The following is a 12,561-nucleotide window of genomic DNA, read 5'->3' as shown; positions in this document are numbered from 1 at the left end:
CCAAAAGGAGCAAGGTAAGATGTTCAATATCTTAATCGTACACCGATAATAGTTTTTCAAGATAACTATTCCTTCGACTTGCATTACTAGTGGCTGCGGTAATAGCAATGAAATCTTCCTGACTTCCTACTATGTGAATTTCACTCTCTGCACGGGTAATGGCTGTATAAAGCCATGCACGATCGACGATTCTGCCTTTACTCAATGCAATGATCACTCGTGGAAACTGTGAGCCTTGGGCCTTATGTAGGGTAATAGCGTAACCCAGTTCCATACAATCCAAGACGTCCTGTGTGATTTGTATTCTGTCACCGGTATCAAGTGTCACATCACCAAAGTATGTTTCAGCCAACTCATCTGAGTCATCCTGTTCTGGCTCAACGCCACTAAGAACGCCAAGGCTGCCATTCTGGATGCCTCTGTGATAAAGGTTCTTCGTAAACAAAACGGCATCATTCAGTCGTAGATTTAAGAAGAATTCTTCAGAGTACATAGTGAATCTAAGCATTTCGCCATTGCTATTTACTGCCGATTGAACCTTGTTATTTATCTCAGAGACCATGTTTCTGGTAGGCGCAATAATACGACTATTCTCAGGGCTTTCACGGTACAGAAGGCAACACCTATCAGTTATATCGCTTCTATTAGCCTCATGGAAGTATATAGCGGCGGTAGAAAGTTTCGGTGGAATCTCCCCCTGATTAATGAGTTTTGAGTACTCAGGGATTCCGGTACTTCCTTCCTGACGTTTCACAATATCCAGCATGGTGTTTGCTATTCGTTTTGAGAGAACGATATCAGCCAATACTTTTCCGCATCCAATAGGCGGCAGTTGATCTGGGTCACCCGTTAATACGATCCGTACAGATGGGTGTATATGCGTAACAATCCGATACATGGTCGGTAAATCAACCATGCTTGCTTCATCAATCACCAATAGGTTTTTATCGCTACCTGTGCTGTCCAATGGTGGGTTTCTCAAAAAGCCAGCAATAGTCATCGTAGTGAAGCCTATAGACTCATGTAGACGCATTGCAGCTCGGCCACTTAGTGCAACGGCATGGATGGCATAACCCATTAAACTAAAGGCTCTAAGCGCGGTTCTGAGCACTGTCGTCTTACCTGTTCCAGCCCCTCCGGTTATACAGGCTACAGCATTATCTAAGCATGTTCCCACTGCTTCTTTTTGCTTGGACGTCAGATCATAAGGTAATTCTTTAAGGGCCGCACGATAGGCTTGACTGGTTTTTCGGCCATACAAACCGTCAATGTCAGCCATTGTTAACAGACGTTTGGCAACGGTAGATTCCATTAATAGCTGAGCGGTTGGATGATACGTCAGAGTGTCATTATTCAGCAGAAATTGAGCTTTATCGTGTCCTGCTTTGCAGGCGCTTGCGACTAGCTCATTATTCCTCAGCAATTTGTTCAATGCAGGTACTAAGTCTTCTCGCTTAGTATAGGTATGTCCTTTTTCTACTTGCTTTCGTAGAGCAAATTCTAGAGCTGCACTAAGTCGTCTCTGATCATCAGCCGCAATTTCAAAAGTCCAATTTTTAATAAGGCTTTCAACAGCATCAAAAGACATTCCGAATCCACAAAGCAAATAAGGGTTATCCTGTATTGCATCCACAGATTTGTCATCATGGAACTTGAGCAGTCGTTGTTGAATTGAAGCTGGAATACCACGCAGCGTCATCCAGTTGGTATGTTTGAGATTTTTATATTTCTCATACCCTTCGTAAAGCGCATCAATAGAATCCTCACTCAAAACCCCTTTAAGGCGATTTCTGGCTTCAAGTGTGTCAGTTTGCAGGGTTGAGTGGAAAGAGTTGCCTAGCAACGCCCATAGAGCTCTGGCCTTAACCTCTCCAATCCCTCTAAACGCTTTTTCTTTGGCGATGAACTGTATTAGCTGTTCACCTGACTCTGGCAGAGTACATTCAACATAATCTGGTACTTCATAGATATGCTGTAGCATTACGTAATCGCCTGTTACCACTTTCTCAATGCGTCGTGCGCCTTTGACAGTCCAATACTGCCCAATTGCCGGTTGCACTGGGATTGATTCAGGATTTGCTTTGATAGTGACGTAATATTTACCGCTAGTGGTTTTATACGAATTTTTTTCCAGTGGTACACCGGTGAAGATAACTAGACTAGAAGAACTGTACGGAATGCTAGTTATCCTAACGTGGTCTTCCTGAATGGCATTATTCATCGAGGCATGAACCCCATCTCAGACAGAGTTTCAGACAACTCACCGAAGCGTTCCAGGCGAGACTCTAATGCTCTAACCTTGGCTTTAAGTTCGATGTTTTCAGCCTCTAATTGAGATAACTTTCTAGACTCCAGTTGCCTAGAGGCTTGGCTAGCATCGTATTCTTTTGGGTTAGACTTCGCTGTTTCAGACTCAGCTGTCAATTGCGGCAACACACCACGAGCCCTTAACTCAGTCTCAAGTTTCTCAAGGCTTTCTCTTAGAATAGGGTTCTGTGTCAGTGCCGACTTTCCACAACCAATAGCCTTCGCAACTTCGCTACGCTTTAAATGACCTCGGTGAGCAATTTGAAGAAAATCATCGTCCGATTGAGTAGCTTTCCAAATCTCAAAGGAGTCGACATTTTGCTGTGCTTTTTGCTGCCCGTTAGCCATTACTTCTCGTCCCTTATGCGCATGATAGTCTGCCTGCTTACCTCGAATTCTCGTGACAGTTTAGAAACGCTCTCAGATTTGAGACGCTTACGTATCTGCTTTCTTTCGTTCGCGCTGATTTTAGGAGGCCTTCCCATATGCAGACCTGCTTGTATGGCGACAGCTCGACCTTCGCTTGTTCTATCAAAGATTAAGTCACGTTCTAATTGGGCGAAAACCCCAATGAGTGAAACCATTGCTTGTGATAGAGCCGTGCGCTGAGAAGTATGCGTATTTCGGTGATTGCGAACGCTCATTTCGGTTTATTCCGAACACCTGAACCTACTTTTTTTCTCTTTCCTTATTTTTACTCTAACTGTTCGGATTACGCCAGTTTTCTCATTGACTCACCTCCTAATTCTATTCGATGACTATTGTGTACCAATCGATCCATTAGGGCGTCTGCTACAGTGGCGTTGTCGATCATGCTGTACCACTCTTTTACAGGAAGTTGACTGATGACGATGGTGCTGCTGTTTTGGTAACGATCCTCAAGCACTTCCAGCAGATGACCTGAGTGCTCTTGAGTCAGTTTTTCCATCCCCCAGTCGTCGAGGATCAGTAAGGTTTTTTTAGCCAGAGACTGAAGCTGTTTTTGATAGCTGCCATCGAGACGACCTGCACTTAGGTCATCAAGCAAGCGAGTTAATCGATAGTACCTAACGGTGTGTTGTTGATCGCAGGCACTGGTTGCCAGTGCACAGCCTAGATAGGTTTTGCCTGCGCCCGTTGGGCCTGTTATCAAGATGTTCTGATGTTTGTGTAGGTAGCTGCCAGTGAGTAATTCGCTCATTTGTTTTCGGTTAAGGTTTCGCCTTTCTTTATAGATAAGTTGACTCGGTTGTGCGTCCATTCTTAGCTTGGCTTGTCGTTTTAAGCGTTGGATTTTGGTCTGGTTACGATTCAATATCTCACTTTCTAGAAGCAGACTTAACCGTTCCTCGAAGTTCAGTTCTGCGTAGGTGGTCAGTTGCTCTTGTTGCTGCTCTAGTGCTTTCGCTGCATGGCTCAAGCGGAGGGTTTTTAGTTTCTCGTCGAGTGCGTTCATTTATCTTCTCCTAGTGATAACAGTTCGGGCCACGGACATTGCTATGAACAAGGTTAGGTGTGCTCGTTTTGCCTTTATCCAGTTGTCCTTCGCGGTTGTTTTTAAGCAAGTTACTGATGAAGGTGTAGTTAGGTTTTGTTAGCATCAAGGCATCGTTACAGGCTTGCTCTAAACGCGACTCTCCATGCACTTTACTCAGATTGAGCAACCCCAGACTGGAACGATAGGATTGCTCTGGATGAGGCTTGGAGTGGAGCATTTTGTTAATGACTTCTCGGGTCGCTGGTCCTATGTTCGCTCCCCAGTTGAGCAAGCGCCCAGGTGACCACTTTTGATATTGATGATGACTTGGCATGTGCTCGGGTTGTGTGCTGTTTCCGCGCTCCCTTTGACTGCGTGGGTGCTGAGCCACCAAGTTACCTTGGTGGTAGATCTGCACTAGACGATTAGAGGCTTCCAGTTCAACATGATGGCCGACCAGTTGATGGGGAACGGAGTAATAATGGCGGCGATATTCGATGTGATAGTCCGGCCCAACTTTGGCGCGTTTGGTTTCGGTATACAGATAACGCTGTTTGGGCAATGGTTTTAACGCTGGCTTATCGAGTTTGTTGAACAATGCTTGGCGACTCGCACCGTACTGTTTCATCTCTCGCTGATTTAGCTCATTCATAAGTTCGCGGATGGCTAGGTTCAGTTCTTTGAAGGTATGGAAGGTTTGGTGACGCAATCGCATCATGATCCAACGTTCCACTAGGAGCACGGCATTTTCAGCCTTGGCTTTGTCTTTTGGTTTGTAAGGGCGAGCTGGCATCACCGCGGTTTGATAATGATTCGCCAGTTTTTGATAGCTGTCATTAAGCCTTGGCTCATAGCGGTTCGCTTTGGTGACCGCGCTGCGCAGATTATCGGGGACTAAAAGTTGGGGAACACCGCCGAAGTGTTCGAACGCATTGGCATGGGCTTCTAGCCAATAGGATTTACCTTGGCTTGGGAAGGCTTCAACATAAGTGTAATTGGACGCACCTAAGGTCGCCACGAACACTTCCGCTTCTCGCACTTCGCCTGTGTCAGGGTTGACCACCTGAAGCCTAGGTCCACAATAGTCAATAAACAGCTTATCCCCCGCCACATGAAGCTGACGCATGCTGCGCTTTTGGGTTTTGAACCAGCGAATGAAGTACTCGCAGAACTGAGTGTAAGCGTAAGCTTGCTCTTGATATTGTTCATGATATTCCTGCCAGAGCAGCATCTTCGTCATGCCTTTACGCCTGAGTTCGACAGCGTACTGAACGAAGTCCGGCATGACTTTATGACGACTGGCTTTCTTTGAGTGATAAAGCGCTTGATTGAGATCGGTATCGCTACAGTCTTCTGGGAGGGGCCAACCTATCTGACTTTGCTTAAAGCGCGCGATAAGTTCTGAGACAGTTGCAAGGCTGACATTGAGGCAACTAGCGATATGACGATAGGACAGACCGCAGTCGTATTTGAGTCGTAATATCTCTTTGATTTTTTTCATTGGAGTTCTCTTTTTAGCCATGGTCGCTTCCTTACCTTCTGATTTGAGAGATAAAGAATAGCGAGTGATTGATTTAAAAGAGAAAAAATTAGGATTTCGGACATTCCGAACGGGCTTTTCGCTATTCCGAACGCTGATTTCGGAGTTCGCCTAAAAGTGTTCGGATAATCGCGGAATGTGCGTTCGGATTAAACCGAAATAGGTGTTCGGTTCATTCCGAAATGGCTGTTCGGAATGCTCCGAAATATGCAAAGTATCTAAAGCGCCATCCAGTGTTTTGAGGGAGGCATTCTTTTCATGAATTTTATCGATGGTTCTTAAAATAGCTTTTAGGGAACGCCCAAGCCTGTCTAGCCTCGTTACAACAACGACATCGTCATCGCGTACATAATCAATCAGAGATTGAAGCTGAGCATCGTTATCTTTTGAGTTACCGCTGTATTTTCCTGAGAATATTTTCTGACACCCTGCGTTCTCTAGAGCAGTGACTTGAGAGCTTAGATCTTGAACAATTGTGCTTACACGAGCGTAACCAACTAGATGAGACATTAGATGTACCAAAGTTACAACTTTAGTACATTATGAGTTGAGTATGTACTATTATCAAATAAAATAAATAAGTACATGTACTTTTTAAAAACAAATAAAAAGTGCACCCTCTAACGATCTGGGTGAGTATTTTGGTTTTTCTTTGGGATTGGATAGGTTTTGAGATTGTAAAAATAGGTTGGCTTTGAAAGGCTAGACTGAGGTTAGCGTCATAATGTTGACATTCTTGAATATCGGCATTAGGTTTAGTTTTATCTAAGTTAAACCCGAAGGGTTGCAATGCAGACCTCTCAAACTGCCTTGCACATGAAGCCACTACAGTGAGTGGCTTTTTTGTGCTAGAAAAAGGCATTCTGTTTGGTTTATTGGTTAGACCGAATTACTTCCTACTAGCCTGAATTATCTGGGCTACTTCTAAGGGATCATTGGTGCTTTCAATCAACGTCAAAACAGATTCACTCTTAGACTTATTTAGACGGTGAGCTTTAACCAATTCATCTTGCAACAAAGACATTACTGATTTTACCTTAGCTAACTGTTCCTGTGCTGACCGCAGTTCATCATTAAGTTTGCTAATACGTGTCTTGACCGCTACTTGAGTCTCAGCTAATCCAGCATCGAGCAGATGTTTAACCTGATCGGCATATAGCTCACTATTTCTATCGTCAAGCTTTTTGCGCAGCGCTTTGACTTCTGCGACTAACTCAGGCTTATTCATGGCTTCAGGTCTCTGCTTATTAGCATCTGCCTGTTGCTTCGTTTTCTTAAGCCCTTCAGAGAGACGATTAATCTGCCTCTGATGTCCATCCACGTAATCATTTAATTGCTTGTGCTTGGCGATATAAGAGCCGCTTAACCCTAATTCCACACAGATAACAGATTTCTTAATTTTCTTATCAGAAGCTGAAACGGGCTTGACAGAGTTTTCAATAAGAAGACTTATTTCCTTGATGCGACTATTGGCTGCATCAAAGACTTTTCGTTCATTATCATTTACTACCCAGTCAGGATAGGTGTCAGTCTTAATGGAGCGTTTAAGATCAAAAAGCCCCATCAAACACCTCTTGTTTTCGTAACATCAGCAGTATCGACCTTAGTAGCACCCATTTCCATTAGGGCAGTCTCAGCCTGTTTTAACTGCTTTTTCCAAAAGTCATTCAAGTTGTTTAAACCCAACGATTCATTTGTATTGATCATTTCCTGAGCAGTCATTCCAACACGTAATATCGTGTCTTTATGTGCCGAGCCCTCGTTACCGAGTGTACAACGCCCCATGCAACCACCGCAGTTATCCCATCGAGCGTCGTCATAATTTGGGGTCTGTGTCGATTTATTCCAGCACTTTGCCTGAGTCTTAAACTTCTTAGGCATCATGCAATATGAATGCTCGTAAACCTTAACCATTTCGAATTCATCAAGAATTGCATCAACATGTTCTAGATCTAACACTTCAACACCTTTGACAAGAGACAGCATGTATTTAGCTGCTGGCCCAAAAAACTCCTCTTCATTTTGAGCAATACGATGAACAATCTCCCTCATATAATCCCGATTAATCTCAGGCAAGTCTGCTTTAATCTTTCCTCGAATGTATTCCATGGTCATAAATGACCCATACCAATGTCTAAAATAATTACGAATAGCCTCTGGAACATTCCCATCAAATCGTCTGATAGCTAACTCAACCCAGGTATGTCTGAAACGATGAGTGGATATGGCGTGTTCCTGCGAATCATAATCGGTTAATAATCCAGACAGGAGTTCACGATAAAAGCCACCCATCGACTTGTCGCTACCAGTGTCCGCCCAAGATAAGCCATCAATCGCAGTTGTGTGTCCTTGCCAAGGCAAAACCGCTTTTAAAAGCCAAGGAGAAACCGTATCTTCACCATGAAACGCCGACTGTTGTGACAGGCCATTCGCTATCCATGCAATTGGCTCAGCATGAATCGTAACGGGACGGTAGGTCTCTGAATTATTTTGCGTTTTCTTGATTTTCGACTTGAACTTACCGCGATTACTTGAGAATTCAAAGGCGTCATTTTTTAATGAGGCTAATTCAGTCCAACGAACTCCTGTTAGAACTGATAGAGACGCAGAAACTCGAAAGAAAGCATGTCTAATTCTTAAACTCAAATCCTCGACACTTTGTAACCTATTTTCAAAGTGATAACCCACCTTATACTCATCACATAGTTCAAAATAGATAGTAGCAAGCCTCGAAACATTATTGGTTTCTCTCAGTTTAAACGTGCTATCATTGCCAGCAACATACCGCGTAACCCAAATAAAAACGCCTTTATCATCTCGGTCATATTTCCCTTCTATAAACCTCCTCAATGATGAAGTAATGACCACTTTAGTAAGAGATTCGTCACCGTAAGAAGATTTTGATACCGCTTGTACCAAGGCCAATATCCGCTTTAGTTCAGGCGTTTCGAAATATTCAAGCGCCTCACTGAGTATTACCATCGAAATTTCTAGAGGCATCGTTCCATGAGTGCCTCGATCTGACCAAGTCTTATAGTCAATATGCTCGGTAACTGCTCTTTCGATTAACCCCATACACTCCTCTGGTATCACTTGTATGGACGGATAATCAACCAAACCATGCAACACAGAATTGACTGACATATTACCTAGAGTAGATAAGGCTTTTATCAATGAATTATGAGATATTATTCCATATTTATAACCAGCTGAACTTAGAGGGCCTGATTCAGATTGAGGTTTTAGCATTTCAATACATAATGATTCAAGCGTTTGATAATTAATCTGTTTTAAATAACGCAATCCAGCTTTCTGCATTCCACTTTTAATTATTTTATATTGATGTAATTTGGTTTTAAACGTACTCGGTTTCGCTGATATATGACCACCACTGTGAGAATAGTGACTTAACAAATCGAGTTTTACAGATAACTCATATTCTGTAGGCATTCCTTCATAGCATCCCTTTAAATCAACCACCGATGAAACATAGACAGGTAAACCGTCATCATCGATGATTGTTCTTCCGAAGCGATCTTGTGCATAGTTGCTATCGTCAACCACAGTCCAATTATCAGAAAACAGAAAGGGCTTTACTTCTTGAACTTGAACCAAATATGAGTCTTGAATCGGCAGAATAGTTTTTTCGTTCAGCATAACAAGTTCCTATATAAGAATATCAGTTGAAGGAAACTCCACATCTCCATAAAGGTCGTCAGACTCCTTTATTTCAGCTGGCGTAAATTTCTCATGTAGAACCATATTAAGGTACATAAACCTCATTACCGCCTTATTTACCCGCTCACAATTACTATATCCAAGCCGATGTAACTGCTGATCTATTACAGCTATCTCATTCTTTATTTTTGCAATCATGATCGGATGGCGCACGATTATTATTTTATGATCCTTTTCTTTAATGATTCCAAGGTCATCAAATATAGCGATATCAGAGTCTAGCTTTGAAAATAGCTCGTTTAACTGCGAAATTTCAGTTTCCGCTGTAGTTTGAATACCGAGCTTCTCTCGGACTTCGGCTAGACTCATTACTGTTGACGCATTACAGTTTGAAAGTGATAACTCCTTAGCCATTGTCACAAACTCGTCGCCAACCCTAGCTCCAAAATCAACGAATTCAGCAAGGTAAGATGGCAGCTTATCAACATATTGCATCCGTGTTTTTGGCGTATGAAAGTCAAGTGACGCGTCACGCTCGGTAGCTAAAACACTATACCGATCATCAACCTCAATACGTGAATTCTCCTTAAGCCCTATCTCCGATGATGAATAGCGTTTGGCAGCCTTCAGATTTACAGCGGCTCTGGAAATAAGGTTCATTGATAAAGGCTTAACACCTGTATCTGGATTATCCTTTGTTGGGTTTGGCTCAAATATCTTTGAGACCATTTCCAAGAAAAAGGTAGCTTGAGGACACCTATCTAAGACATACTTATTTGAAAGCGTACCCGCTATTGCGCACAGGGTTATTCCAAAATTAGCTTCGTGACCTCTGAAGAATTTGAAGCACTTGCCAAGTAAGGAACCTCCTGGTTGATTATTGGTATCTCTAAACCTGATTCCATCGAATACCCAAAGCTCATTCTCTCTGCCTAGTTTCCCTTTCTCACTCATTCCCAAGGAATGACTCCGTAACAATTGGCTTCGGTAACAAAGTATCGCTCTGTAAATAGCTTGATTTCTCTTGTATGTTTCTCCAGCGTCACTATTAAATGCTTGTTTAGAAATTACTATTTCATCGTAATCTCGCCCACTTGTAAGTGAAGCGCGTCGTTTAAAAGAGTCGACATCGATAATGGTCGAAATCGAATTATCAGTAACAGTTATATCACCGAGTGTCATCCATTTTAGATTAGAAGGCTGGTGGCGATCAGACGACAATATAAAGGCCAGGCAGATCTCTTCCGCTTTAGATATGCCGAGAATTTCTTTTGTCGGAAAAACGCTTAACAGCGTCCCTCGATAATCCTCTGAAGTATTCTCAAAAAGATGTGTACCAAGCTTTTTAGTGTAATCAGAAGTTGCATAGCATAATTTCTGACCACCGAGAGGTGACGTACCCGTGTATTGCTTCTCAATTACGCTGAGCCAATCGTATTCTTTTGAAGTAGACTGCTTTAAAGACCAGTCCCAAATTATTCTTGCAGCTTTACTCAGGGTCTTCTTACCACTATTAACGGCCATATATTCGGTAACAAATCGCTCCGTCAAAAATGGATGATCGATACCCTTCGTAATATCAAAACACACCTGTGGATTAAATAGATCCCTACCAGAGTTTCTGTGTCCCTTTATTGTAGCATTCGACATATGGACAGTTTTATCAGGCTCATACCTTTCAATGTGACGAGCTATATCAGCAGAGAATTTTTCGTAGATAGAGTCCCTTATAGTGCCCCATTCAGTAATATAAAACGCGCTGAAAGCTCGCATGCTACTCATGAATTCACTTGCTTCAAAAAAACTTAGACCCAACTGTTCAATAATATCAGTGGACAGCGCGGACAGTTCTTTATCACCTTTTTCGGGGTTCTTTTTCTTAGTTGCATTTTTAAATGCTTGTCCCAACGATATTCTTTCGTTCTCAGTAAATTCTATACTTCTGAGCAGCGGTAAGTTCTTCTGCCTTCTAGTGGTTACTCGTACCTTAGAAAGCTTGTGCGCTGGGCTTTTTATAGCGTTATAAATACGATATTCCAATACGGGGGAAAGCCCTTCATCCTCCACCTTTTTCTTTAAGTAAGCTTCTATTCGCGGATAGATAATATCAACGGGGGTCTCATTAAATTGGTTAAAGGACATGGTTTCTAAGTAAAGATCCACACCTCTCCTATAGTGAGTGATTGAGTGATATTCATTTACGCTCTTTAGAAAATACGCTGAATTAAAGTACTTTATCAAAGCACAAGCGAAAGGATCCATTAACAAATGCTTTGGAAAAAGGGTTATTTCACCTTTTTTCCAAACAATACGATCCACCGCAAACTGAACGTTACTTACTTTTTCAGCTCTGTTCGAAAGCTGACTTAGAGGCGTTTTTTGGTCGATAGTCATGGTGCAAACTCCTCTCGATCATAAACAAAGGATTTTGCACGCATCTCCGCCTCGTACTTATCAGCCTCCCGTAAACGACCTAACAAGCCTGCTGCAAAGTGTAGATAAATAAGCGTAGTTTGAGGGTGATTATGGCCTAAGCGATCCATTAGATAACTTCGTCCCAACTTCTCTTCACCACTTTCTATTCGCAACCCAAGATTGGTAGCGTATGAGTGACGGAATGCATGGAACGTCCAGCCAGTGTTGCTTTCCCAGCGATCTGCGTCCTGTAGAGATGCTTCCTTGATCAGCTTTTTCTTGGCTCGAATGAATATTTTTGATGCATAGTCGCTCGCTAACTCTTGACCACTTGCTGAGCAAATTAATTGACCGTTCAGTTGGTGTTTATAGCGACGAATAAATTCCTCTATTTTGCGTCGAAGTGGCGGCTCAATGCATATTTTGCGCATCTTACGACCTTTACCGAATATATTCAGGTAAATTTCATTGAGGTTATCACGCTCACTTTTCTTTATCGCCACCTCAATTTCAAGCAAGCTAAAATTTTTAAACCATGTGATTTCATGACGACGGCATCCAGCCTCATAAGCTAGACGCATAATAATTTCATTTCGATCCTTTATGTATGGGGTTTTACCGTCTACATACTTCATGAACAAGTCAAACTGGTTTTGCGGTATATAGCGTTCTGACAGCTTAAAAGGATCGTGAGAATTCTGCTTACCTTTTGTTTTTGCTAGTTTAAGCTCCGCTTCCATTGTCAATGCGTATGTGAAACGGTGCCCCTTCTGAGCAAACCCCTGATCCTTAAGGTACTCAAAGAATCCAGTGAGACTCGTCTCTACTTGATTGATAGTCGAGGCAGTGTTTTCACGGTCACCCATTAGAACTAATTCGAGGTAATTCGACATCATTACATCTGTAATGTCATCAAAACCCAAAATATCTGGATCGTACGCCATTTCGTTTATTAGCGACTTAATATGCGAGGCGTATTTTTTGATTGTGTTTTCTGATTTACGCGTAAGCGCCAAACTCAATAGGTAGGATGAAGCTGCTGCATGAAGCACAGCAGTTTCGGCATCGGCAATAACCGTAGTCGTGAGGTTTCGACCACCGTAGTCAAACTCAATATTCTTCGTAACGAACCGTGCAATCATCGCGAGACCTATTTGATACAGAT

The 12,561-nt window shown here is 42.5% G+C and carries 10 protein-coding genes; all 10 read right to left on the bottom strand.

Annotated features, from left to right (window positions below; all coding sequences use genetic code 11):
- Positions 1–31: 31 nt before the first annotated feature.
- The gene (locus AC0VYI_RS04585) at positions 32–2,059 is read right to left on the bottom strand and encodes an AAA family ATPase (RefSeq protein ID WP_475447615.1); all 2,028 of its coding nucleotides are present in this window, start codon (positions 2,057–2,059) and stop codon (positions 32–34) included.
- Between the two features lie 158 nt (positions 2,060–2,217).
- Positions 2,218–2,655, bottom strand: coding sequence for a VPA1267 family protein (locus tag AC0VYI_RS04580; RefSeq protein WP_475447613.1), 438 nt, complete (start codon positions 2,653–2,655; stop codon positions 2,218–2,220).
- Positions 2,655–2,951 carry a helix-turn-helix domain-containing protein gene (locus tag AC0VYI_RS04575; RefSeq protein ID WP_475447611.1) on the bottom strand — a complete coding sequence of 99 codons (297 nt, stop codon included), beginning with the start codon at positions 2,949–2,951 and terminating at the stop codon, positions 2,655–2,657. Before AC0VYI_RS04575 ends, AC0VYI_RS04580 begins: the two co-directional genes overlap by 1 nt.
- 68 nt (positions 2,952–3,019) lie before the next feature.
- Positions 3,020–3,742: an IS21-like element ISVch3 family helper ATPase IstB gene (istB, locus tag AC0VYI_RS04570; protein ID WP_475443426.1), complete on the bottom strand. Its 723-nt coding sequence runs from the start codon at positions 3,740–3,742 to the stop codon at positions 3,020–3,022.
- 10 nt (positions 3,743–3,752) lie between these two features.
- Positions 3,753–5,285 carry an IS21 family transposase gene (istA, locus tag AC0VYI_RS04565; RefSeq protein WP_475443424.1) on the bottom strand — a complete coding sequence of 511 codons (1,533 nt, stop codon included), beginning with the start codon at positions 5,283–5,285 and terminating at the stop codon, positions 3,753–3,755.
- 129 nt (positions 5,286–5,414) lie between these two features.
- The gene (locus AC0VYI_RS04560; RefSeq protein WP_475447609.1) at positions 5,415–5,813 is read right to left on the bottom strand and encodes a recombinase family protein; all 399 of its coding nucleotides are present in this window, start codon (positions 5,811–5,813) and stop codon (positions 5,415–5,417) included.
- 379 nt (positions 5,814–6,192) lie between these two features.
- Positions 6,193–6,867 (bottom strand): hypothetical protein, encoded by a 675-nt coding sequence (locus AC0VYI_RS04555; RefSeq protein WP_475447607.1) that lies wholly within the window; start codon positions 6,865–6,867, stop codon positions 6,193–6,195.
- Positions 6,867–8,960, bottom strand: coding sequence for a hypothetical protein (locus AC0VYI_RS04550; RefSeq protein WP_475447605.1), 2,094 nt, complete (start codon positions 8,958–8,960; stop codon positions 6,867–6,869). The genes AC0VYI_RS04555 and AC0VYI_RS04550 overlap by 1 nt, the downstream gene beginning before the upstream one ends.
- A 9-nt stretch (positions 8,961–8,969) precedes the next feature.
- Entirely contained in the window at positions 8,970–11,375 is a 2,406-nt protein-coding gene (locus AC0VYI_RS04545; protein ID WP_475447603.1) for a hypothetical protein, read from the bottom strand.
- On the bottom strand, positions 11,372–12,538 hold the full coding sequence (locus AC0VYI_RS04540) for a tyrosine-type recombinase/integrase (protein ID WP_475447601.1): 1,167 nt from the start codon (positions 12,536–12,538) through the stop codon (positions 11,372–11,374). The genes AC0VYI_RS04545 and AC0VYI_RS04540 overlap by 4 nt, the downstream gene beginning before the upstream one ends.
- Positions 12,539–12,561: the final 23 nt, after the last annotated feature.

The organism is Marinomonas sp. 63XJN7_9_ISO-PGPR-S23-217 (assembly GCF_056173515.1).
This window is presented reverse-complemented; position numbering and strand designations above follow the sequence as displayed.